At 60.1% G+C, this 22491-nt stretch carries 21 protein-coding genes; 7 read left to right on the forward strand and 14 right to left on the reverse strand.

Annotated features, from left to right (window positions below):
* Positions 1 to 76 precede the first annotated feature (76 nt).
* Both HQN82_RS14480 and HQN82_RS14485 read left to right on the forward strand, forming a co-directional pair.
* Complete coding sequence (locus tag HQN82_RS14480) at positions 77 to 1273, forward strand: MFS transporter (protein ID WP_004445010.1); 1197 nt, start codon at positions 77 to 79, stop codon at positions 1271 to 1273.
* Between the two features lie 84 nt (positions 1274 to 1357).
* Positions 1358 to 2254, forward strand: a complete 897-nt coding sequence (locus tag HQN82_RS14485) for a LysR substrate-binding domain-containing protein (protein ID WP_022562665.1) — start codon at positions 1358 to 1360, stop codon at positions 2252 to 2254.
* Positions 2255 to 2278: 24 nt separating this feature from the next.
* Here HQN82_RS14485 and HQN82_RS14490 read toward each other — a convergent pair whose 3' ends face one another.
* The 10 genes from HQN82_RS14490 to HQN82_RS14535 form a co-directional block, all read right to left on the reverse strand.
* Positions 2279 to 3559 (reverse strand): TRAP transporter large permease, encoded by a 1281-nt coding sequence (locus HQN82_RS14490; protein WP_004445017.1) that lies wholly within the window; start codon positions 3557 to 3559, stop codon positions 2279 to 2281.
* Between the two features lie 3 nt (positions 3560 to 3562).
* A complete protein-coding gene (locus HQN82_RS14495) occupies positions 3563 to 4114 on the reverse strand; it encodes a TRAP transporter small permease (protein ID WP_004445019.1) in 552 nt (183 codons plus the stop codon).
* Positions 4115 to 4243: 129 nt separating this feature from the next.
* The gene (locus tag HQN82_RS14500) at positions 4244 to 5239 is read right to left on the reverse strand and encodes a DctP family TRAP transporter solute-binding subunit (protein WP_004445022.1); all 996 of its coding nucleotides are present in this window, start codon (positions 5237 to 5239) and stop codon (positions 4244 to 4246) included.
* A 22-nt stretch (positions 5240 to 5261) separates the two neighbouring features.
* Complete coding sequence (locus HQN82_RS14505) at positions 5262 to 6164, reverse strand: NAD(P)-dependent oxidoreductase (protein WP_077987645.1); 903 nt, start codon at positions 6162 to 6164, stop codon at positions 5262 to 5264.
* 12 nt (positions 6165 to 6176) lie between these two features.
* The gene (locus HQN82_RS14510; RefSeq protein ID WP_077987656.1) at positions 6177 to 6479 is read right to left on the reverse strand and encodes a putative quinol monooxygenase; all 303 of its coding nucleotides are present in this window, start codon (positions 6477 to 6479) and stop codon (positions 6177 to 6179) included.
* Between the two features lie 17 nt (positions 6480 to 6496).
* Positions 6497 to 7855 carry an NAD(P)H-dependent oxidoreductase gene (locus tag HQN82_RS14515; RefSeq protein WP_173615110.1) on the reverse strand — a complete coding sequence of 453 codons (1359 nt, stop codon included), beginning with the start codon at positions 7853 to 7855 and terminating at the stop codon, positions 6497 to 6499.
* Positions 7856 to 8117: 262 nt separating this feature from the next.
* Entirely contained in the window at positions 8118 to 9131 is a 1014-nt protein-coding gene (locus HQN82_RS14520; RefSeq protein WP_048902871.1) for a LacI family DNA-binding transcriptional regulator, read from the reverse strand.
* Between the two features lie 114 nt (positions 9132 to 9245).
* Positions 9246 to 10256: a D-altritol 5-dehydrogenase gene (locus HQN82_RS14525; RefSeq protein WP_048902953.1), complete on the reverse strand. Its 1011-nt coding sequence runs from the start codon at positions 10254 to 10256 to the stop codon at positions 9246 to 9248.
* A gap of 16 nt (positions 10257 to 10272) precedes the next feature.
* Positions 10273 to 11043: a galactitol 2-dehydrogenase gene (locus HQN82_RS14530; protein ID WP_022562672.1), complete on the reverse strand. Its 771-nt coding sequence runs from the start codon at positions 11041 to 11043 to the stop codon at positions 10273 to 10275.
* Positions 11044 to 11221: 178 nt separating this feature from the next.
* Positions 11222 to 12535 (reverse strand): ABC transporter substrate-binding protein, encoded by a 1314-nt coding sequence (locus HQN82_RS14535; RefSeq protein ID WP_162702151.1) that lies wholly within the window; start codon positions 12533 to 12535, stop codon positions 11222 to 11224.
* Between the two features lie 311 nt (positions 12536 to 12846).
* On the opposite strand from HQN82_RS14535, the gene HQN82_RS14540 reads away from it, so the two are divergent.
* From HQN82_RS14540 to HQN82_RS14560, 5 genes are all read left to right on the forward strand, one after another.
* Positions 12847 to 13854 (forward strand): tagatose kinase, encoded by a 1008-nt coding sequence (locus tag HQN82_RS14540; protein WP_173615111.1) that lies wholly within the window; start codon positions 12847 to 12849, stop codon positions 13852 to 13854.
* Positions 13851 to 15128 carry a D-tagatose-bisphosphate aldolase, class II, non-catalytic subunit gene (locus HQN82_RS14545; RefSeq protein WP_173615112.1) on the forward strand — a complete coding sequence of 426 codons (1278 nt, stop codon included), beginning with the start codon at positions 13851 to 13853 and terminating at the stop codon, positions 15126 to 15128. Before HQN82_RS14540 ends, HQN82_RS14545 begins: the two co-directional genes overlap by 4 nt.
* 124 nt (positions 15129 to 15252) lie before the next feature.
* A complete protein-coding gene (locus tag HQN82_RS14550) occupies positions 15253 to 16125 on the forward strand; it encodes a carbohydrate ABC transporter permease (protein ID WP_022562676.1) in 873 nt (290 codons plus the stop codon).
* 12 nt (positions 16126 to 16137) lie between these two features.
* On the forward strand, positions 16138 to 16962 hold the full coding sequence (locus HQN82_RS14555) for a carbohydrate ABC transporter permease (protein ID WP_004445255.1): 825 nt from the start codon (positions 16138 to 16140) through the stop codon (positions 16960 to 16962).
* A gap of 12 nt (positions 16963 to 16974) precedes the next feature.
* Positions 16975 to 17973: an ABC transporter ATP-binding protein gene (locus tag HQN82_RS14560; RefSeq protein ID WP_173615113.1), complete on the forward strand. Its 999-nt coding sequence runs from the start codon at positions 16975 to 16977 to the stop codon at positions 17971 to 17973.
* Between the two features lie 217 nt (positions 17974 to 18190).
* Here the strand turns inward: HQN82_RS14560 and HQN82_RS14565 are convergent, their stop codons facing one another.
* The 4 genes from HQN82_RS14565 to HQN82_RS14580 all read right to left on the reverse strand — a co-directional run bounded on the left by HQN82_RS14565 (position 18191) and on the right by HQN82_RS14580 (position 22461).
* Positions 18191 to 19267, reverse strand: coding sequence for an ABC transporter ATP-binding protein (locus HQN82_RS14565; RefSeq protein WP_173615114.1), 1077 nt, complete (start codon positions 19265 to 19267; stop codon positions 18191 to 18193).
* A 4-nt stretch (positions 19268 to 19271) separates the two neighbouring features.
* Complete coding sequence (locus HQN82_RS14570) at positions 19272 to 20102, reverse strand: carbohydrate ABC transporter permease (RefSeq protein WP_022562680.1); 831 nt, start codon at positions 20100 to 20102, stop codon at positions 19272 to 19274.
* Positions 20103 to 20105: 3 nt separating this feature from the next.
* Positions 20106 to 21050, reverse strand: coding sequence for a carbohydrate ABC transporter permease (locus HQN82_RS14575; RefSeq protein ID WP_003525091.1), 945 nt, complete (start codon positions 21048 to 21050; stop codon positions 20106 to 20108).
* A 151-nt stretch (positions 21051 to 21201) separates the two neighbouring features.
* Positions 21202 to 22461 carry an ABC transporter substrate-binding protein gene (locus HQN82_RS14580; RefSeq protein WP_077986963.1) on the reverse strand — a complete coding sequence of 420 codons (1260 nt, stop codon included), beginning with the start codon at positions 22459 to 22461 and terminating at the stop codon, positions 21202 to 21204.
* Between the last annotated feature and the right edge of the window lie 30 nt (positions 22462 to 22491).

Genomic DNA, 22491 nt, shown 5'->3' on the forward strand with positions numbered 1-22491 from the left:
CACAATATGAATAAAAGCGGGAGCAAATAAAGACATGTTTCCCGTTTCATCGGCGGGGATCTGGAGAGGATAATTCATGGCCACCGTCACCAGCACCGGGTTCAACCCGCAACGCACGGCGTTTTCAATCATCGCAGCCGCGAGCTTCTGCCACATGCTGAACGACATCATGCAATCGCTGCTGACGTCGCTTTACCCGTTGCTGAAAGCCAATTACGCGCTCGATTTCGTACAGATCGGACTGCTTACCTTCGCCTTTCAGGTCACGGCATCGCTGCTGCAGCCGGTTGTCGGCATGGTGACAGACCGTTGGCCCATGCCGTTTTCCCTGCCCGTGGCCATGCTCTCCACCTGCGCCGGCCTCATCACGCTCGCCTTTGCCCATAGTTTCGAGGTTCTGGTGATTGGCGCCTGCCTCATCGGCATCGGCTCGGCGATCTTCCATCCCGAAGCCTCGCGCGTTGCCCGCCTGGCATCCGGCGGCCGCCATGGTCTGGCGCAGTCCTTCTTCCAGGTGGGTGGGAATACCGGCACGGCCATCGGCCCGCTGCTCGCCGCCTTCATCGTCATTCCATTGGGCCAGTCGAGCCTCAGCTGGTTCTCGCTGATTGCGCTCCTCGGCTTCGGCGTGCTGTCCTGGGTCGGCGTCTGGTATACCCGCCACCGCCGCGCAACCGTCGGCAAGGCTCCGGCCAGCCGCGCCCTGCCGCTCTCACGCGGAACCGTGATGATGACGCTTCTGGTGCTGGTGGTTCTGACCGCCACCAAGAATGCCTATCTCGCCAGCCTGTCGAGCTACTTCACCTTCTACACCATCGACAGGTTCGGCCTTGGCGTGCAGGACGCGCAGGTACTGCTGTTCCTCTTCCTCGGGGCTTCGGCACTGGGCGTGTTCTTCGGCGGCCCGATCGGTGACCGTTTCGGCTCGCGCGTCGTCATCTGGTTCTCGATCCTCGGCGTCATTCCCTTCGCGTTGATGCTGCCCTATGCGAACCTGTTCTGGACAGCCGTTCTGGTCGTCGTCATCGGCTTCGTCTTCTCTTCCGCTTTCTCGGCCATCGTCGTTTTCGCGCAGGAGCTTGTGCCGGGCCGCGTCGGCCTCATCGCCGGCATGTTCTTCGGTTTCGCCTTCGGTTTCGGCGGCATCGGGGCTGCGGTTCTGGGGGTCTATGCGGATAAGGAAGGTATTGAATTCGTCTACCGCATCTGCTCCTACATGCCGCTGCTCGGCCTTTTGACGGTCTTCCTGCCGAAACTGCCGAGCCACCGCTAAAAGCCTCGCGTTCAACGCTTTTCAACACGGCGGTCACCTGTGATACTCGGGTGACCGCCGTATTCCGTTGAGCAAAGCCTATCCATGCAAATCCCGATAAAATCGATCCTCGTTTTCCACGCCGCGGCAAGGGCGGGCAGCATTTCCCGGGCGGCGGAAGAGTTGAGCGTGACACCTTCGGCCGTTTCCCAGCAGATCCAGCTGCTGGAAGGCCAGCTCGGCACGACGCTGATGGCGCGAACCGGCCGCAAGGTGACATTGACCGAAGCGGGCGAGCGCTATTTTTCGATGATCACCGCCCAGATTGAGCAGATATCCGACGCGACCGACAGCATTCGTGGTTTCCGTTCCGTCACGGCACTGACTATCCGGGCGACGCCGACCATTTCCAACAAATGGCTTCTGCCGCGTCTCGGCTCCTTTCTGGAGGAGCATCCTGAACTGGAAGTGCGCTTGGACGGCACCAACGAGCCGACCGATTTTTCGCAGGAGCTCGTCGATGTGGAGCTGCGCCACGGCGATGGTCGTTGGCCGGGCCTCTTCGTGGAAGGGCTGGTGGAAGAGGAATTCCTGCCGGTGTCCTCACCGGACTATGCCGCCACCGGAAGCCTTCAGGCCGCCGATCTGCTCGAACTGCGGCTCATTCATTCGGTGAAGGCGCAGGCGCAGTGGACGCACTGGTTCCCGATGGCGGGCGTGCATTCAGACAAAAGATGGCGGCGCGTGCTGTTCGACCGCAGCCATATGGCCATCGACGCCGCGGCCGGCGGTCTGGGCGTCGCGCTGGAAAGCACGCTGATGATGGAACGGGAACTGAGCGCCGGAGCGCTTGTCTGCCCCGTCATCGACGCACCGCGCATCAAGCTCGTTACCCAATGGATCGTTTGCCCGCATTCTCACCTGCGGCAGCGAAAGGTGACGCTTTTCCTGGAGTGGATGCGAAAACAACGCGACGAGTGGCGTGACCGTCGCGTTGTCTGAGTTTTTCAGGCGTACTGTTTCGGCTCAGTAGAGACCCATCAGCCGTATCGGTCCAAGCGTCAGGATCGGGAAAAGCACCAGCGCAAATATGGCGAGCGTTAGCACCGTCATCGGCGCCAGCGAACCGCGGATGACATCCTCGATCTTCATGTTCGCGACCTGGGCTGCGGCAAACAGGCAGACCCCGACTGGCGGCGTCACCAGCCCGAGCGTCAGCGTCATGACAGTCACGATCAGGAAATGGATCGGATCGATACCGAGCGCTTCGACCGGCGGCATCAATACCGGAATGAGGATGAACATGGCGGGGATCGCTTCCATGAAAATGCCGATGATCAGCAGGAACACGAAGATCACGAGCATGCCCGTCATCGGCCCGAGGTTCATCGCCTTCAAGAGTTCGGCGACCTGTTCCGGCAGGCCGTCAAAGGTGAAGACCCAGGCAGCCAGCTGCGAAGTGGCGGCGATGAACAGGATGGTTCCGGAAATGCGTGCCGTCGAGATGAGGATTTCCGGCAGTTCGCGCACCGGCAGCGTGCGGTAGACGATGACGCCGAGCACCGCTACATAAACGACCGCGATGGCAGCGGCTTCCGTCGGCGTGAACAGGCCGCTGGCGATGCCGATGATGAGGATCAGCGGGGTGAGCATCGGCAGGATGGCGCGAAGTCCGGTGATGACAACCAGACGGAAGTTGAAGGGGGTCGGCGGGTTATATCCGTAGTGCACGGAATAGAAGTGATTGAAGACCAGGAAGGCGAAGGCGATGAAGAGGCCGGGCACCAGGCCCGCGATCAGCAATGTGCCGATGGACACGTTGGCGATGGAGCCGGCAATGACGATCAGGATCGACGGCGGAATGATCGAGGAGAGCGTGGAGGTGCAAAGCGTCATGCCGACGGCATAACCCTTCGGGAAGCCATGCCGCTCCATCGCCTTGATCTCGATGGCGCCGACAGAGGCGATGTCGGCGACGGACGAGCCGGAGACACCGGAAAAAATCACCGAGGAGATGACGTTGACGTGACCGAGGCCGCCGGGCAACCAGCCCACCATGGCCTCGGCGAAATCGAAAATGCGCTCCGCCACACGCCCCCGCTCCATGACGGTGCCGACGAGGATGAACAGCGGCACGGCGACGAGCAGGAAGGAGTTCATGGACGAGAACATCGTCTGCGACAGCAGGTCCATCGGCATGGAGGTAAAGAGCCAGAGCGTGCCGACGCTGGCGAGCGCCAGCGCAATGGCGAGCGGTACACCGAGCATGCTGAGACCGAAAAAGGCGACGAGAAGAAAGACCGACATGGATCAATGTCCTGCTGAAATGGAGATGTCGGCGTGTGCGATCTCGTCCGCCGGCAGGCCAAGCTCGGGAAGCGCGATGAGCTCCCGGCGGCTGCGCAGCGATTCGACGATGGCGAGCACGGCGATGATGGCGGAAACCGGCAGAACGATGCCGATGGTCCACATCGGGATGGGAAGCGTGGCGGCGGTTTCGTTCATCATGACCTGCTGGCGCACCATAGTCAGGCCCGTCCAGCCCATCATGCCGAAGAAGAACACGGATGAACCGACGTAGATCGGCACCGCGAGCCGCCGGAAGAAGCGGTGAAACAGCACGAGAAACACCACAACACGGGCGCTTTCAACGGTGCGGAAGCCGGCGGCGAGGCCCAGAAACACCATCCAGATGAAGAGAAAGCGGGTCGCTTCCTCGGTCCAGGGGAGAGGACTGCCGATGAGGCGGCCAATGACCTGGAGGAGCACGACGATGAGAATGCCGGCGCAGGCCGCGCCTGCGGCCACATCGGCGATGAGTCTTACGATGGTGCCGAGCACCGAAGGTTTCGTATCGTTCATGACAATACCCTTCCACTGCTGAAACCGGATATCCGGTAAAACGAATGCCACCCTGCCCTCACGGCAAGACGACCCTGCCTGACATTTGGGAAGGCCGGATCGAAACCCGGCCGTCCGTTTGCGGAAAGGTCAGTTCGTCTTGAGGAACGCCTGCGTCTTGTCGAAGAAGGCCTGATCCTTCACCAGAGCGGAGAATTTCGCCGAAAGGCCGGCCGCCACGGCCACGAAAGCCTTGCGCTCGTCATCGGTCAGCGCGTTCACCTCCATGCCGTTCTTTTTCAGCGTTTCCAGTGACTTGTCGATATCGGCAGCGTCGTTCTGCGCCTTCCAGGCCTCCGTTTCCACGGCAGCCTCCTTGAGCGCGGTCTTGAAGTTCTCATCAAGACCTTCAAAACGGGCAGGATTCATGCCCAGCACCCAGGCGTCGGCGATGTGGTTGCTGATCGTCAGGTATTTCTGCACCTCGTAGAGTTTGGCGCTGACCGGCACATTGACCGGATTTTCCTGCCCGTCGACCACCTTGAGCTGGAGGGCATTATAGACCTCGGCAAAAGCCATCGGCGTCGGGGCGGCCCCCATGGCGCCGAAGAATTCAACCCAGAGCGGATTGTTCGGCACCCGCAGCTTCATGCCCTTCAGATCGGCTGGGGATTTGATCGGCGCCCTCGAATTGGTGATCTGGCGCAGCGGCCGTGACCAAAGATCGAGCCCGAGAATGCCGATCTTGCTCAGATCGCCGGAAAGCTCCTTGCCGAGATCGCTGTCGAGATAGACCCGGAGCTGGTCGATATCACGGAACTGATAGGGAATGGCGATAGCTGTGAATTTCGGGTTGAACGTCGCGTAGAGCGATGTCGAATTCAGGAGCATGTCAAGCGAGCCGCCGGCCAGCTGCTTGACGCCCGCCGAAGGATCGCCGCCATAAAGCGTACCGTTTGGGAATACCTTGATCTTGAGCTTGCCGTCGGTCTTTTTTGAAACCAGTTCCGCGAACTTGTTGGCGGAAAGCGTGATTTCGGAATTGTCTGCATCCGGCGTCGACAGCGTCAGCGTCTCGGCCCGTGCAATCGATGCGACCAGCATGGTGGCGGCAAGGGCCAGCCCGTAAAGTTTTGAAATTTTCATGTGTTCCTCCCTTTGTTGTGTCTTAAACAGTTTCGAGCGTTCCTCCGAACGCATTCATGCGCTTAATTTCAAGGATCACACCGCTGTGATCAAGCTCGCCCGCGCCATGCTCGACCATGGAGCGAAACAGCCGGTCAACCTCCTCGCTGACCGGTAATGTCAGGCCGCGGCTTCTGGCGTAGGCCAGCGCCGTGGACGTATCCTTGACCTGATATTTCGCCGGCCCGCCGGGGCGGAAATCGCCCTCAACCATGCGTTTTCCGTGCTGACGGAAGACGGTGGAATCGGCAAATCCGCCAAGCAGGGCGTGGCGCACCTGTGCCGGGTCCGCTCCCCCTTCTTCCGCAAGGGTGAGAGCTTCGGCAACGGCGCAGATTGTCGAGGCGACGATCAGCTGATTGGCAAGCTTGGCCAGAGAGCCGCAGCCCACCGGCCCTACGTGCGTGACGCGGCCAAGACAACCGAGGAGCGGCCGCAGCGCATCCACATCCCGCTGTTCACCCCCGGCCATGATGGCGAGCGTTCCTTCGATCGCTCCCTTTTCACCGCCGGACACGGGCGCATCGACATATCTGACGCCGCATGCCAGGGCGGCTTCAGCCTGTTCAATTGCAATTTCAACGGGAATGGAACTCATGACAAGCAGAACCGCACCGGGTTTCATGGCTGAAACGATGCCCGGCGAACCGAGCAGAACATCGTTGCAGACCGGCCCGGAACTCAGCATGCAGAGCACCACATCCGCTTCGGCCGCAGCCTCGGCAGCCGTTACGGTCGGCTGCACGCCCTTCTCTGCCAGAACCGCAGCCTTGTCGGCACTGCGGTTCCAGGCCTTGACGGAAAACCCGGCCTCTGCCAGGCGCGCCGCCATGGGTGCGCCCATGATACCCGTACCGATAACGGCGACCTGGCGGATGTCTGCCATCGTTCCCATCCTTCAAAGCCATTGCCGGTTCAGGAAGCGCACCGGCAGTTCTTCTTCGATAAGCGCCGGGAACGCCTCGCGGAATCGGTCGAGATGCGGTGTCTTCAGGTGGTCGTCAAAAGCCTGTTTGTCGTCATAGACCTCGTAGAACACCACATTGTTTCCCGTTTCTGGCCGCACCACGTCGAATTGCCGGCAACCCGGTTCATCACGAACCGAATGGGTGGCGTCATCATGCGCAGCGTCGAGAAAGGCCTCCATCGCGTCGGGCTTGACCCGAAATTCCGCTATCACCACGAAGGCCCCCTTCGACATGTCCTGATCCCCGCCCGTCACGCCGCAGCGTCCTTTTGCGGGCGGAAGCGGTTTTCCATGTCCTGACGCAGCTTCACCACGTCGAGATCGTTGACCAGCTCCACATCGTCGAAGCTGACGATCTGGTCTTTCCTGATGGCGCGCTTCAGCTTGACGTTATGGGCGAGGCCGATCGGCAGCGCTTTCATGTCCAGGCTGCGGGTCGCTGGAATGGCGTTCGCCCAGACCGCATAACCGCCCTCACCGTCCAGCATTTCGCCGGGCTGCATGTCCTTCTTGGCTGTGGCGACGGCATCGCCGCGGAACTCCTTCGAGCAGCCGGTTGCCTCGTTTCGCAATACGGCAGAGAGCACGCTGATCGAGGTTTCGAGTCCAATGATATGGAACGGACGCCACATGGAGGCATACCAGCCGGACGGATCGGTCAGCAGGCCATATTGCTTGAAGCAGGCGCGGGCATATTCATTATGCGCCTTGAACGTGACGAAGACGCCGTAACGGATGTTGTTGAACACCTCGCGTCCATCCGGTTCCTGGCTTGCGGCGATATCCACCAGGCCTGAACGGGCCATGCGGCCGCCATCGGCGGCGGGACGGAAAACACGGGCGAGATCGTGCAGGCCGGCGGGCGGGAAAGCCAGACCGTCATCCGGGCAATCCAGCCCCGTACCATTGGCGACAGCCGCCATTTCGATGGCCGCCTTGGTGCCATCGGTGAAGGAATTATACATTTTCGGATTGAAGTCGCCCTTGGCCACTTCCTCGTCCGTCCAGCCGAAATAACCCCAGACCGTGTCCGGCGTCGAATAACGGTAACGCGGCTCGAAGTTCATGCCCTTGCCAGCGGAAACGACCTCGAAGCCGGTGGCGCGCGCCCAGTCGACAAGCTCGCAGATCAACGCCGGCTGGTCGCCGTAAGCCATGGAATAGATCAGGCCCTTGGCGCGGGCCTTTTCGGCAAGGATCGGCCCGACCATGACGTCGGCTTCGACATTGACCATGACGACGTGTTTGTTGTGGTCGATGGCGCCCAACGCGTGGCGGGCACCGGCCAGCGGATGGCCGGTGGCCTCGATGACGCATTCGATCTCACCGCAGGCGAAAAGCTCGTTCACGTCGTCGGTCACATAGGTCTTGCCGCTCTTCAGCGCCTCGGCGCAGCTCTTCGCATCGTAGCGTTCCTTCGGCCAGCCGACGCGATCCAGCGATTCCTTCGCCTTTCCGACATTGAGGTCCGCAACGGCGACCATGTGGAAACCGGCGATGCGCTGCGCCTGCGCCAGCACCATGGAGCCGAACTTGCCGGCACCGATGAGACCGACCCGGACAGGTTTGCCGCCGGCTGCACGCGCTGACAGAAGAGAATAGAGATTCATGTTTTGACATCCTTCGCTGGGGAAATTGCTGGCGAGAATGTCCAGACTGCCCGGCGAAGGCCATGCGATACCGAGGCAGCGAAGGTTCACCCCTCGCGGCGCTGGCCACATGACGTTTCTGCGTTCCTCCCGGACCCCGGCACGCCTTTGCGCCGGCTCTCGCGGTCGCCTCCCAAAGCAACCTTGAGACCAGAGTAGGAGCGTTCAGATATTAGTTCTATTTAGAAAATCAGATTTTTCATTTAGTTTATCTAACAAGAAATCAGGCCGATTTGCGCAGCATCAGATCGGCGCTGAGCAGGATGCGTTCACGCATCCGCGTCGTATCATCCGTCTCATCATCCAGCTTCTGCAGCAGAAGCTCGATCGAAAGCCTACCGATCTCGTTATAATTTTGCGCCACTGTGGTAATCGGCGGGCAGGCATAACGCGACAGCGGATGGTCGTCATGGCCGGCAACCCTGAGATCGTAATCGGAGCCATGGCCAACCTTGATGCCCTTCTGGAAGGCGGCGGCGATGACGCCGAAGGCGATACGGTCATTGGCGCATAAAATGGTGCGCGATGGCAAATGCCCTGCGCCATCCAGCAGCCGGCTCGCCTCATCAAAGGCGAAACGCTCGAAATCCCAGGTGACGATGCCGGGAACATCGATGACATGCGGCTCGAAACCCAGACGCTGCATCGCTTCCTCATAGGCCGTGCGGCGTGTCGCAGCGTTGGTATTGACCTGCGGCATATCGAAGAAACAGGGCGGTTCGCCCGAACGGCAGAGATAATCCACCATCAGCCCGACACTCTGGCGGTTGTCCGTGCCGACAAAGGCCGAGGTCTCATCCAGCGGCGAATCGACGTAAACGATCGGAATGCTGGCCGCGAGCTGCTCCAGCGTGGCGCGATGGGATTTGACGCCGAGCGGCGCGATGATGGCGCCCGCAACATTCATTGACTTGAAGGTGCGGATCGCCCGGTCCTCGATTTCCGCCTTGCCATCCGACGATAGCACGAAAGCGAGGAACCCCGCCTCGTTGGCGATAAGTTCGATGCGGCTCGTCAGCGCCATGTAGAACGGATCGGTGGAGTTTGGAATGATGATGCCGATGATATTGGAACGGCGGCGGTTGAGGTTGACGGCGAAGATATTCGGCCGGAAGCCCGATTTCTTCAGCGCGTCCTCAATGGTGTCCCGCGTCTTCTTGCGGACCGAGGCCGGATCATTGAAGTATTTCGAAACAGTCGGGCGGGAAAGGCCGACGAATTCCGAAAATTCTTCCATCGTCCTGATAGATTTGGCCAAAGTGCTTGCCCCCATGAAATATTACATGTGGTACTCTATATCGACCGGCCTTCGCACGAAAAGCCGGTCGAATGGTTATCAACGGCCAAACGATCATTCGGCCGCAAACTGCACTTTCATCGTCGCCGGATCAGACGGTTTTTTCGTAAAGAATGGCAGTATTTCCGAAAGCGGCAGCCGGTGCGACACCAGCCGCGCCATGACATCGCCATCCGTCTCCAGAATGGCAAGCGCCTGCGGTATGTTGCGGTTTAGAGAATGTGAGCCGACAAGCTTCAGCTGACGCCGGAAGATTTCGAAAGGCGCCACCGAAATGCGGGCATCCGGCGCGCAGACGCCGAAAAACAGCGCGGTGCCGCCATCCGCAACCAGCGGGATCATCGCTTCGGCAACAGCGGCAATACCCGTCGCGTCGGCCACAAAATCGAAAGACTTCTGTTGCCGCACGAGCGCTTCCGAGCCCGACACCGCCACCTTGAGCCCAAGACTTTCGGCAAAGGCCAGCCGGCTTTCATTGATATCGGCCATCGTCACCGTCTGAATGCCACGCGCTTTCAGCGACAGGGCAAGCAGCAGACCGATGGGACCGGCGCCAAACACCAGCGCGCTTTCCGGCACCACGCCACTCTCACCGATGCCAGCGCTCTGCATGCCGTTGACGACGCAGGCGAGCGGTTCGGCCAGTGCCGCGACATGATAGGGCATCGAACCGATGCCGTGCAGGTGATCCGCGCGCACCACGCTGAATTCGGCAAAGCCGCCATTGTGGGAAACGCCATAGGCCTTCAGCGTGCTGCAAAGGTTGGTCAGACCCTTCCTGCAGCTGGCACAGGTGCCGCATGGCAGATTGGGATCGACGGCCACACGGTCACCGGCTCTGAAGCCTGTCACATCGGAAGCCACGGCTGCAACTTCACCGGCATATTCATGGCCGGGGATGACGGGAAACGCACCGTCACCATAACGCGCATGCAGCACGTCTATATCGGTGTGGCAAAGCCCCGAAGCCTTGACCCGCACGAGCGCGTGACCCGGCGGCAGATCGGCGACGGGGAGTTCCGCCAGCACGGCGCGTCCCTTCTCGACGAATTGAATGGCATGCATGGTCATCTCCGGCTTTTCAGCTCATCCAGTTGCCGCCGTCGACATTGTATGTCTGGGCGAGAATATAATCGCTGTCGGCGGAGGCGAGGAAAACCGCCAGCCCTTTGATATCGTCAGGCGTGGCGAAACGGCCGATCGGCACGGATTTGGCCACCGCCGCCTTCTTCTCGCCGGGCTTCAAGCCTTCCCATTTGGCGAAATGTGCATCGACCACTTCCCAATGCTCACCATCCACGACGCCGGGCGCAATGGCGTTGACATTGATGCCGTGCTTGACGAGCGCCAGCGCCGCCGACTGCGTGGCGGAAATGATCGCCGCCTTGGAGGCGCAATAAAGCGTCACCAGCGCCTCGCCGCGCCGGCCGGCCTGGCTTGCCATATTGATGATCTTGCCGCCGCGCGCGCGCTCGATCATGACATTGGAGACGGCCTTCATCATGAACAGCGGACCCTTGAGATTGATGTCGAACACCCGCTCATAGCTCTCTTCGGTAATGCCGTTGATCGGCGCCATATCGAAGATCGCGGCATTGTTGACGAGAATATCGATGCCGCCGAACTCCTCATCCACCGCCTTCACCACCGCATCGATCTGAGCGAGGTCGGTAACATCCAGCCGCACCGCCTTTGCCGAAGGGCCGATGGCGGCGGCAGCCGCCGTGGCGCGGGCAATATCGATATCAGCGATGATGACCTTTGCGCCCTCATCGGCGAAAGCCTGCGCAAAACCAAGGCCGATACCGCGGGCAGCGCCGGTGATCAGCGCAATCTTGTTGTTCAATCTCATGTCGATCTCCGTGATGCATCGCGGGCAGTCGATGAATTCGGCCCTGCGTTTAGTGTTAGATGCAATTTTTCCACCCCCTCATTCCTGTGCATTTCACAGGAATGAGGGCGGCGGGTCTGTGTCCACCCATGCCGCCCGCCACCAGAAGGCGAACGGGCGGCACGCCGGGAGGACGCGGCTACTTGATGTAGCCCGCGCGGGTCATGTCACGTTCGACCTGTTTCTGCGCGCCTTCGAGCGCCGCATCGACGCTCTGCTGGCCGGAAAGGGCTGCCGCGATCTGCTGGCCGACAACCGTACCGATGGACTGGAATTCCGGTATGGCGACGAACTGCACACCGGTATAGGGCACCGGATCCTTGGTCGGCTTGGACGGATCGGCAGACATGATTGCCTTCAGTACCGTATCCGCGAAAGGCGCAGCCTTCTTGTATTCCGGCAGCTCATAGGTGGATTTGCGCGTACCCGGCGGCACGGCCACCCAGCCCTCGCTTTCACCAACCGTCTTCACATAGGACTTCGAAGTCGCCCATTTGACGAAGGACTTGGCGGTTTCAAGCTTCTTCGTGCTGTTTGGGATTGCAAGGTTCCAGGACCACGACCAGCTCGAACCGTTCGGCGTTACCTCGACGGGAGCACGCGTAAACGCGGTCTTGTCGGCAACCTGGCTCTGCTTGGGGTCATAAACGCGGCCCGCCGCCGAGGTGGCGTCGATCCACATGGCGCAACGGCCGGATGAAAACAGCGTCTGGTTTTCATTGAAGCCGTTGGCGGCCGCACCGGGCGGGCCGTAGGAGGTCATCAGCGCCACATAATCCGCAATCGCCTTTTTCCACGGCTCGCTCGTCAGCTGCGGTTTCCAGTCCATGTCGAACCAGCGGCCGCCATAGGTATTGATCATGGTGCCGAGGAAGGCCATGTTTTCGCCCCAGCCCGGCTTGCCGCGCAGGCATATGCCATATTGCTGTTTCGACTTGTCGGTCAGCTTGGCGGCAAAATCCTTGATCTGGTCGTACGTCGGATTGTCAGGCATCTTCAGGCCGGCGGCGTCGAACAGATCCTTGCGGTAAAGCGTGAACGAGCTTTCGGTGTAGAACGGCACGGCGTAAAGCTTGCCGTCAACCGTCAGGCCCTTTTTGATCGGGTCGAGCAGATCGGCATAGTAATAATCGTCGCCGAGATCATCGACGGGCGCCAGCCAGCCCTGCTTGCCCCAGATCGGCGCTTCGTAACCGCCAATGGTCATGATGTCGAACTGGCCGCCATTGGTGGCGATGTCGGTCGTGACGCGCTCGCGCAGAACATTCTCCTCCAGCACGATCCAGTTGATCTTGTTGCCTGTTTCCTTCTCCCAGGCGCTGGAAAGCTTCTGCATGATGATCATGTCGCCATTGTTGACGGTGGCGATGTTGATCTCTTCCGCCTGCGCCAGCCCGGCCAGAAGCCCGGCCCCAACCACAGACGACGACAGAATTCCAATGAATTTGCTCATGATACCCGCTCCTCCTTTACGGATGTCTACGCATAACAATACATGCGTAAATTTTTTATCTCGCGAAACTCGCTCTATTGTCAACATCCGAAAATAAATTGGGGCATGAAGATCTAGTTGCGTGCGCGCATAAGCTACTGTTTTAAAACAAATACTCTCATAAAAAATTATTTGAAGAAACGCCTTACCTGCTGCGACGCAACAAAATTTTCACCATCAAATATATTGACGCGCGTAAATTTTTGAATGATATCCAAAAACCATAGGCACTTGGGATGGCGGAATTTGCATCCGCAAAGGACGGGAGCCGAATGCATATGGAGGAGACGATGAGGCAGACATCCGCACTGGCGTCGCACACGAAAGGCCCGACCATCACGGCGGGGGAAATCCTAGTGGAAATCATGGCGACGACGATGGGCGACGGCTTTCTGGAGCCGCAGGCGCTGATCGGCCCGTTTCCGAGCGGCGCACCGGCCATCTTCATCGACCAGGTGGCGCGCTGCGGCGGAGCCGCCGGCATTATTGCCGCGGTGGGTGACGATGATTTCGGCCGTCTCAATGTCGAAAGGCTGCGCGGCGATGGCGTCGATGTCTCGGCCATCGCCACCATAGCCGACCGGCCGACAGGCAGCGCCTTCGTGCGTTACCGGGAAAACGGCGCAAGGGACTTCGTTTTCAACATTGCCCATTCGGCGGCCAGCGAAACGCATATGACCGATGAAGCACAGGCTCTTATCGAAAAAGCGGGCCATGTGCACGCCATGGGATCGGCCTTTGCGATTGCCGGCATTGGCGAAATCATTCTCGAAGCCATCAGGAGCGTCAAGGCGCGCGGCGGCTCGGTCTCCTTCGATCCCAACATCCGCAAGGAACTGGCGCAGGGCGATGCCGGCCGCAGGCTGATCGACGATCTGCTTGAGATTACCGATCTTCTCCTGCCCTCCGGCGAGGAACTTCAGGCGGCCTCTGGACTGGATGACGAGGACGCGGCAATTGAAAAGCTGCTTGCGTCCGGTATCGGCGAAATCGTTCTGAAACGCGGCGCGGATGGCGCAAGCCATTTCAGCCGCGCCCATGGACGCATCGACGTCCCCGGCTTGCGGGTCCGCGAAATCGACCCGACCGGTGCCGGCGACTGTTTCGGCGCAACCTATCTCACCTGCCGTCGCCTCGGCATGCATCCGCAAAAGGCACTCACCTATGCCAATGCCGCCGGCGCGCACAATGTCACCCGCCGCGGCCCGATGGAGGGCGCCGCCAGCCTTTCCGAACTCGACGCCTTTCTGACCGCGCAACTGTCGGAGGAAATCCTGTGACCGGTATACTCGAAAATCTCGCCGCCGCGCGCCGCTCCGGCAAGCCCGCCGGCATCACCTCAGTCTGCTCCGCCCATCCCGTTGTTCTGCGCGCCGCAATCCGCCGCGCCGCCACCGGCAAGACACCGGTGCTAATCGAGGCAACCTGCAATCAGGTCAATCACCTCGGCGGTTATACCGGCATGACGCCACGGGACTTCGTCAGCTTCGTCAACAGCATTGCCGAGGAGGAAGGACTGCCCCGCGAACTGGTGATTTTTGGCGGAGACCATCTCGGTCCCAATCCCTGGCGCACGGAGCCGGCCGAAGAGGCGCTGACAAAAGCCGCCGCCATGGTCGAAGCCTATGTGGCATCGGGTTTTCGCAAGATTCACCTTGATGCATCGATGGGCTGTGCCGGTGAGCCGGCGGCGCTGGATGACGTCACCATCGCCAACCGCGCCGCCAAACTTGCCGCCGTTGCCGAAAAGGCGGCCACCGATGCCGGCCTGCCCAAACCGCTTTATATTCTCGGCACCGAAGTGCCGGTGCCTGGCGGTGCCGACCATGTGCTCGACACGGTTGCGCCAACGCAGCCGCAGGCGGCGCGCAACACCATCGACCTTCACCGCGAGATATTCGCGCAGCACGGTCTTTCGCAAGCCTTCGAACGGGTCATCGCTTTCGTCGTGCAGCCCGGCGTGGAATTCGACAGCGACAATGTCGTCGCTTATGATCCGCAGGCCGCGGAGGCGCTGAGCGCCGTTCTGGACGGCGAACCGCAGCTGGTGTTCGAGGCCCATTCCACCGATTACCAGACCGAGCCTGCCCTTGCCGCACTGGTGCGCGACGGATATCCAATCCTCAAAGTTGGTCCGGGCCTCACCTTCGCTTACCGGGAAGCGCTTTATGCGCTTGATATGATCGCATCCGAAATGGTCGGCACCTATGGCGACCGACCGCTGGCACGGACCATGGAAAAACTGATGTTGAGCGCGCCGGGCGACTGGCAGGGCCATTACCATGGCGACGACATCACGCTGCGATTGCAGCGCCACTATAGTTACAGCGACCGCATCCGTTATTACTGGACGCGGCCGGAAGCGTTGCAGGCCGTTTCCGCCTTGCATAAGGCGCTGGATGGGAAGACAATTCCCGAAACCCTGCTGCGCCAGTATCTCGGCGAATTACCGCTCGCAACAGTTGCGGGCGAGGACGCGGAAGAGATTTTGATCGCGGCTGTGGATCAGGTTCTGGCGACCTATCACGCGGCGACGGGCGAAGGCCGCCACTGACGGCAATCATAAATCCGGATGCCCCTGCGGCAGAGGCCGCCGGAGCGAAATGGGGAAAGTGCGAGCGGTTTTCATTTGAAATCCCGCTCAAACTTATAACTGTATCCGTGAGGGAGGACGACTAATGGCAACTCGAAACACGACCGGTCTTGCGCGGGTGATGCTTGCGCCTTCGGTTCTGCTGCTTCTGGTCTGGATGATCGTGCCTCTGGCAATGACCCTGTGGTTCTCGTTCCAGAACTACAACCTCCTGAACCCGGCCAATGTCAGCTTCGCCGGCCTGTTCAATTATCAGTATTTCTACACCGACCCCGCCTTCTTCCAATCGATCTGGAACACGCTGCTGATCGTCGGCGGGGTGCTTTTGATCACCGTCATCGGCGGCATTGCCATTGCGCTTTTGCTCGACAACGACATTTTCGGCCAGGGCATTGTGCGCATCATGATCATCTCGCCCTTCTTCGTCATGCCGCCGGTGGCAGCATTGGTGTGGAAGAATATGATCATGCATCCCGGCTATGGGGTGCTCGCCGATCTGTCGCGCTTCTTCGGTTTCCAGCCGGTGGACTGGTTTGCACAGTTTCCGCTGCTGTCCATCATCATCATCGTTGCCTGGCAATGGTTGCCCTTTGCGACGCTGATCCTCTTGACCGCGCTGCAGTCGCTCGATGGCGAGCAGAAGGAAGCGGCCGAGATGGATGGCGCCAACTTTGTCAACCGCTTCATCTATCTGACGCTGCCACATCTCTCCCGCGCCATCACGGTCGTTATCCTCATCCAGACGATCTTCCTTCTCGGCGTCTACGCGGAAATCCTCGTCACCACCAATGGCGGCCCGGGTTATGCGTCCACCAACCTTGCCTTCCTGATCTATCGCACCGCGCTTCTGGGTTACGACGTGGGTGGCGCTTCGGCCGGCGGTATCATCGCCGTTATCCTCGCCAATATCGTCGCCATCTTCCTGATGCGCGCGGTCGGCAAGAACCTCGACCGGTAAAGGGGAAACATCATGGCCCGCAAGACAACCACTCGCGCAAAGATCGGCTTCTCCATCGCTGCATGGATCGTCGCGCTCCTGCTGTTCTTCCCGATCCTTTACGCCTTCCTCACTTCCATCAAGACCGAGCCGGAGGCGATCGCCGGCTTCAGCCTCATCCCCTCGGGCACGCTTGAGAATTACGTGACGGTCCAGACCCAGCGCGATTACTTCAAGCCCTTCATGAACTCGGTCGTGCTGTCGCTCGGCTCGACAATCATCGCGCTGATCATCGCCATTCCCGCCGCCTGGGCCATGGCGTTCTCGCCGACCAAGCGCACCAAGGACATTTTGATGTGGATGCTTTCCACCAAGATGATGCCGGCCGTGGCCGTGCTGGTGCCGATCTATCTGATCTTCCGCAATGCCGGCCTGCTCGATACCCGCATTGGCCTCACCATCATGCTGACTTTCATCAACCTGCCGATCGTCATCTGGATGCTCTACACCTATTTCCGGGAAATTCCCGGCGAGATCCTGGAAGCGGCGCGCATGGATGGTGCATCGCTGTGGAACGAGATCGTGCATGTGCTGACACCGATGGCGGTGCCCGGCATTGCCTCGACGCTGCTCTTGAACGTCATCCTCGCCTGGAATGAATCCTTCTGGACCATCCGGCTGACCACCACCAATGCGGCACCACTGACGGCCTTCATTGCCTCCTTCTCCTCGCCGCAGGGGCTGTTCTGGGCAAAACTTTCGGCCGCCTCGATGATGGCGATCGCCCCCATTCTCGTCATTGGCTGGTTCTCGCAGAAGCAACTCGTGCGCGGCCTGACCTTTGGCGCCGTGAAATAAGGAACGACAAACATGGGCAGCATTTCCCTTCAGAACGTGTCCAAGGTCTTCGGTGAGGCAAAGGTCATCCCGTCGATCGATCTCGATATCCACGATGGCGAATTCGTCGTCTTCGTCGGTCCCTCCGGTTGCGGCAAGTCCACGCTTCTGCGCCTGATCGCCGGGCTGGAGGATGTCTCCGGCGGCAAGATCGTCATCGACGGCAAGGATGTGACCGAGCGTGCGCCGGCCGAACGTGGCCTTGCCATGGTGTTCCAGTCCTATGCGCTTTATCCGCATATGAGTGTCAGAAACAACATCGCCTTTCCGCTGAAGATGGCCAAGCTCGACAAGGCGGTTATCGACAAGAAGGTGGAGGATGCGGCACGGGTGCTGAACCTCACCGATTATCTCGAACGCCGGCCCTCACAGCTCTCGGGCGGCCAGCGCCAGCGCGTGGCGATTGGCCGCGCCATCGTGCGCGAGCCTTCCGCCTTCCTGTTTGATGAGCCGCTCTCCAACCTCGATGCGGCGCTGCGCGGCACCATGCGGCTGGAAATCTCCGAGCTGCACAACACGCTGAAAACGACGATGATCTACGTTACCCACGACCAGGTGGAGGCCATGACCATGGCCGACAAGATCGTGGTGCTGAACCGTGGCAATATCGAGCAAGTCGGTTCGCCGATGGAGCTCTATCGCTCTCCCGCCAACCTCTTCGTCGCCGGCTTCATCGGCTCGCCGCGCATGAACCTCATCACCGGTGACTTCGCCCGCCAACAGGGTGCCGCCACAGCCGGGGTTCGGCCGGAACATTTGGTGCTGTCGAAGGAAAGCGGTCTCTGGCAGGGCAAGGTCACCGTCGCCGAACATCTCGGCTCCGACACATTTCTGCATATCGATGTCCCAGGCATCGGCCCGATTACCGCCCGCGCGGACGGCGAATTCGCCTGCAAGCACGGCGACACTGTCTTCATCACGCCCGACGATACCAAAATCCACAGGTTTGATGAGAAGGGTGTGGCGATCTAGGTGCTGGCTTTCACAAGGTTTTTCATTCACAGCGGACCCGCAGGCGCGTGGGGCTTACCCCCTCTGCCCTGCCGGGCATCTCCCCCTCAAGGGGGGAGATCGGCAAGAGGCTCTTTCATCGCTTCACTCGCAAGCTTAGAGATGTGCGAGACTTTGCCGCAGATCGATCTCCCCCCTTGAGGGGGAGATGCCCGGCAGGGCAGAGGGGGGGTAAGCCTCACGCCTCCCCGATCCTCACGCCATTCCGATCAAAGACATGCAGCCTTTCCTGCGGGAAACCGACCTGCAGGGATCTACCCGGCTGCAACAATGCCCGGTCTGATGAAAACAGCTTGAAGGGCAATCCATGCACGGTGAGGTGCAGGATGACGCCGAGGCCGGTCGGCTCGACCAGATCGACGGTTGCTTCCACACCGCCTTCAGCCGGTGCTACGGTGACATGTTCCGGGCGGATGCCGAGCGTGACCGGCTCGCCATCAGCGAGGTCCACTTCCCGGCCAAGCGCAAGGCGCGTGCCGTCATCCAGCACGACGAAACTGCCGCCATTCTCCTGTCCGAGCCGTCCTTCGAGGAAATTCATGCCGGGCGAACCGATGAAACCGGCGACGAAGAGATTGGCGGGACGATCGTAAAGATCGAGCGGTGCGCCGATCTGCTGCACATGGCCGGCATTCATGGCGACGATCCGTGAGGCAAGCGTCATCGCCTCGATCTGGTCATGGGTGACGTAAACCGAGGTTGCGCCAAGATCGGCATGCATGCGTTTGATCTCGGCGCGCATCTGCTCGCGCAGCCGGGCATCGAGGTTGGACAGCGGCTCGTCAAACAGGAAGGCCTTTGGCTGGCGCATGATGGCGCGGCCCATGGCGACGCGCTGACGCTGGCCGCCGGAGAGCGCCTTCGGACGGCGGGCGAGATAGGGATCGAGGCCGAGCTTGGCGGAAGCACCGGCCACCGCCGCCGCGATGGTTTCTTTCGGGCTGCGGCGCAGGCGCAGGCTATAGCTCATATTGTCGGCGACGCTCATATGCGGATAGAGCGCATAGGACTGGAACACCATGGCGATATCGCGATCCTTCGGCCGGCGATCATTGACGCGTTCGCCATCGATGGACAGGTCGCCGGATGTTATCTCTTCAAGGCCGGCGATCATGCGCAGCAGCGTCGATTTTCCGCAGCCGGAGGGACCGACGAGGACGATGAACTCGCCATCCCTGATATAAAGATCGACGCCATGCAGCACGGCGAGGTCGCCATAGGTCTTGCCGACATTCTTCAGCTCGATGGAAGCCATGGGATTATCCTTTCACCGCGCCGGCCGTCAGGCCCTGCACGAGATAACGTTGAATGAGCAGGAAGAAGAGGCAGGCCGGAATGAGCGCCAGAACGCCCGCCGCCATCATCTGCCCGAAATCGACGGAGAATTTCGAAACAAAGGTCAGAAGGCCAAGCGGGAAAGTGGCGCTCTGGTTGCCGGAAATCAGCATCAGCGCAAACAGAAGCTCGCTCCACGCGGCGGTGAAGACGAAACCGAGCGTCGCGGCGATGCCCGGCAGCGTCAGTGGCAGGATGATCTGGCGGAAGGCCGTAAACCGGCTCGCCCCGTCGATCATCGCCGCCTCTTCCAGATCCTTCGGAATGCCATCGAAGAACGACTGCATCAGGAAGGTGGCGAAAGGCACGTTGAAGGCGGTGTAGACGATGACGAGGCCCGTCAGGCTGTTGGTGAGGCCGAGGAGCGAGAGCATCTTGAAGATCGGTGCGACCAGCATGACCAGCGGAAACATCTGGGTGATCAGCATTAGCGCGACAATCCAGTATTTGCCCTTGAAACGGAAGCGTGACAGCGCGTAACCCGAGAGCGAAGAAAGTATCGTTACGGCAATTGCCGTGGAGCCCGCGACGATGACGCTGTTCTTAAAAAACGTCGGGAAAGCACTGTTTTCTATGACGAAACGATAATGATCCCAGGTCGCCCGCGATGGCCACATCCTCACACCTTCGCTATAGAGCAGATCATTCGGCGTCACGGAAACCTTGAGCAACCAGAACAGTGGGAACAGTGCAAAGGCGATATAGGCAAGAATCGCCAGACGATGGGCAAGGGTGAGAAATATCCTTGATGTCATCGGTCAGTCCTTCTCGATCAGGCGCTGGCGCAGCAGCACGATCAGCATGGAATAGGCAAGCAGCAGCACCAGCAGCACCAGCGCGATGGCCGAGGCATAACCGAAATCCAGCCGCCGGAAGGCCTGCGTGAAGATGTAGCTGGCGACGATCTGCGTGCGGTCGGCCGGCCCGCCATTGGTCATGACGATGATGAGATCGGCGAAATTGGCGATCCAGACGGTGCGCAGCAGGATGGTGATGGCGATGGTGGGCGCCAGAAACGGCAGGGTGATGGAGGTGAAGCGCTGCAACGGGTTCGCCCCGTCAATTTCCGCCGCCTCGTAAAGATCGCGCGGGATGGCCTGAAGTGCAGCAAGCAAAGTGATGGCGAAGAAGGGAATGCCCCACCAGACATTGGCGATGATTGGCCCCCACATGGCAAGCTGCGGATCGGCGAGGATATTGTTGGGCGCGGATAACAGCCCGAGCGAGACCATCCAGTGCGGCAGCGGCCCGATGACCGGGTTGAACAGCCATGCCCAGTTGAGACCGGCAAGGAAGGTCGGCACGGCCCATGGCAGAAACACCAGCGCCTGCGCCAACCCCCTGCCCGCAAAGGGTTTATCGAGCAGCAGCGCCAGAATGAGGCCGAAGAAGAATTGCAGGAAGACCGAAGCACCCGTCCACCACAGTGTATTTTTCAGCGCCCGGTAAAAGGCCGCATCCTGCGACAGCGCCTCCAGATGTTTGAGACCAACAAAACCGCCGGAGAACGGATTGAGCAGCTGAACATCGCGAAAGGCATAGGAGAGGCCGAGTACCAGCGGCACCAGCATGACGGCGACGATGAGCACCAGCACCGGCGCGCTGTAAAGCCACGGTTCGGCCCAATCGGCAAACCGCCGCATCGCAGGCTTGCCGGCCGGTTTGCGCGCAGCCACCGGCCCGGCGCCATGGGCATAGGACATTGTATCGCTCCCTGATCGGACGACGGAACGGACGGGTTTTCCAGCCTCACGGCTTACCGATCCGAAAAATTTCTATGAAAAGGCCTGTCGTAGCGAAGGCCGGCAAGACTCGCCGCACGGGCATGTGCGCCCGCACGGCCGGTCAATGTCGTTACTTCGAGGCCAGGAACTTCTGCTGCGCCTTGGTCATGTAATCAGCCCATTGCTTGGCAAGGTCTTCCGGCGTGATATCGCCGAGCAGCGCTTCCTGCGATGTCTTAATCACAAGCGAATCCTTGAAGAAGGCGAATTCCTCAAGATAGGTCGGCATCGTCGTCGGCACGGCGTTCTTGTCGGCCAGTTCGTCGAACCAGCCCTTGAACTGCTCGCTGGCATAGAAGGGGTCCTTCTCCGCCGACTTGTGCACCGGCAGCGCACCGGTCTTCTTGTTCCACTCGATATTGCCTTCCGGCCCTTCAAGTGTCTCGATCAGCTTCCAGGAAAGGTCCTTGTTTTCGGATTTCGACATCATCGACCAGCCGGCGAAACCGATCGTCGGGAAGGTCTTGCCGTCGGGGCCCTTGGGCATGGTCATGACGCCGAAATCTTCCGGCTTCATGCGCTGGGCAATGGCAATCAGCGCATCCGGGTCCTGATCGAGGAAGGCGCAGGTGCCGGAATAAAAGCCGGCGACGATCTCGTTGAAGCCCCAGTTGACGCTGTCCTTCGGCGCATAACCGTTCTTGTAGAGATCGATCACATAGGTCAGGCCCTTCACCCAGCCGGGGCTGTCGAAGGTGGAGGTGCCGTCCTTGGTGAAGAACTCGTTCGAACCGGCCATGGATGCGCCGAACATGACCCAGCCGTTGAGGCCGCCCGGGCCGCCGCGCAGGCAGTAGCCGGATTTGCCGGGAAGGGCTGCGACCTTCTTGGACGCATCGGCAAATTCCTCAAGGGTCTTCGGCGGCTCCTTCACGCCGGCTTCGGCCAGCAGTTTCTTGTTGTAGAACATGGCGCGCAGGTAGAAACCATAGGGCAGCATATAGGCCGTGTCCTTGACATCGCGGCCGAGTTCCAGCGTGCGCTCGCTCAGGCCCGCGGTGTACTCCCATTTGGCAAGATAGGGCTCAAGGCTCTCCAGCATGCCGTTATTGGCATAAAGCGACAGCCATGTGTCGGGCATTTCCATCACGTCAGGCACATCGCCGGCCGAGACCATGGTGGCGAATTTCTGGAAGGCTTCGCTCCACGGCAGGGAGATGATTTCCACCTTGGTGCCGGGATTGGCAGCCTCGAATTTCGAGACGATGCCTTTCAGCGTTTCCGTCCGCTCGGGACTTGTGATGACCTCGACCAGTTTCAAGGTCGTGTCCGCCAGCGCCGTTCCGGTCATCAGGGCGGTGAAGATTGCTGCTGTTACCAGTTTTTTCATGTCGTTCTCCCCTTTTTTGTCGTCAGTTTA

This window comes from Agrobacterium pusense (genome assembly GCF_013285525.1).
GTDB lineage: Bacteria > Pseudomonadota > Alphaproteobacteria > Rhizobiales > Rhizobiaceae > Agrobacterium > Agrobacterium pusense.

Excerpts from the sequence above, each read along its gene's own strand:
- HQN82_RS14480 (WP_004445010.1), top strand. The coding sequence starts at position 77 with ATGGCCACCGTCACCAGCACCGGGTTCAACCCGCAACGCACGGCGTTT.
- HQN82_RS14485 (WP_022562665.1), top strand. The coding sequence starts at position 1,358 with ATGCAAATCCCGATAAAATCGATCCTCGTTTTCCACGCCGCGGCAAGG.
- HQN82_RS14490 (WP_004445017.1), bottom strand. The coding sequence starts at position 3,559 with ATGTCGGTCTTTCTTCTCGTCGCCTTTTTCGGTCTCAGCATGCTCGGT.
- HQN82_RS14495 (WP_004445019.1), bottom strand. The coding sequence starts at position 4,114 with ATGAACGATACGAAACCTTCGGTGCTCGGCACCATCGTAAGACTCATC.
- HQN82_RS14500 (WP_004445022.1), bottom strand. The coding sequence starts at position 5,239 with ATGAAAATTTCAAAACTTTACGGGCTGGCCCTTGCCGCCACCATGCTG.
- HQN82_RS14505 (WP_077987645.1), bottom strand. The coding sequence starts at position 6,164 with ATGGCAGACATCCGCCAGGTCGCCGTTATCGGTACGGGTATCATGGGC.
- HQN82_RS14510 (WP_077987656.1), bottom strand. The coding sequence starts at position 6,479 with ATGTCGAAGGGGGCCTTCGTGGTGATAGCGGAATTTCGGGTCAAGCCC.
- HQN82_RS14515 (WP_173615110.1), bottom strand. The coding sequence starts at position 7,855 with ATGAATCTCTATTCTCTTCTGTCAGCGCGTGCAGCCGGCGGCAAACCT.
- HQN82_RS14520 (WP_048902871.1), bottom strand. The coding sequence starts at position 9,131 with ATGGAAGAATTTTCGGAATTCGTCGGCCTTTCCCGCCCGACTGTTTCG.
- HQN82_RS14525 (WP_048902953.1), bottom strand. The coding sequence starts at position 10,256 with ATGCATGCCATTCAATTCGTCGAGAAGGGACGCGCCGTGCTGGCGGAA.
- HQN82_RS14530 (WP_022562672.1), bottom strand. The coding sequence starts at position 11,043 with ATGAGATTGAACAACAAGATTGCGCTGATCACCGGCGCTGCCCGCGGT.
- HQN82_RS14535 (WP_162702151.1), bottom strand. The coding sequence starts at position 12,535 with ATGAGCAAATTCATTGGAATTCTGTCGTCGTCTGTGGTTGGGGCCGGG.
- HQN82_RS14540 (WP_173615111.1), top strand. The coding sequence starts at position 12,847 with ATGCATATGGAGGAGACGATGAGGCAGACATCCGCACTGGCGTCGCAC.
- HQN82_RS14550 (WP_022562676.1), top strand. The coding sequence starts at position 15,253 with ATGGCAACTCGAAACACGACCGGTCTTGCGCGGGTGATGCTTGCGCCT.
- HQN82_RS14555 (WP_004445255.1), top strand. The coding sequence starts at position 16,138 with ATGGCCCGCAAGACAACCACTCGCGCAAAGATCGGCTTCTCCATCGCT.
- HQN82_RS14560 (WP_173615113.1), top strand. The coding sequence starts at position 16,975 with ATGGGCAGCATTTCCCTTCAGAACGTGTCCAAGGTCTTCGGTGAGGCA.
- HQN82_RS14565 (WP_173615114.1), bottom strand. The coding sequence starts at position 19,267 with ATGGCTTCCATCGAGCTGAAGAATGTCGGCAAGACCTATGGCGACCTC.
- HQN82_RS14570 (WP_022562680.1), bottom strand. The coding sequence starts at position 20,102 with ATGACATCAAGGATATTTCTCACCCTTGCCCATCGTCTGGCGATTCTT.
- HQN82_RS14575 (WP_003525091.1), bottom strand. The coding sequence starts at position 21,050 with ATGTCCTATGCCCATGGCGCCGGGCCGGTGGCTGCGCGCAAACCGGCC.
- HQN82_RS14580 (WP_077986963.1), bottom strand. The coding sequence starts at position 22,461 with ATGAAAAAACTGGTAACAGCAGCAATCTTCACCGCCCTGATGACCGGA.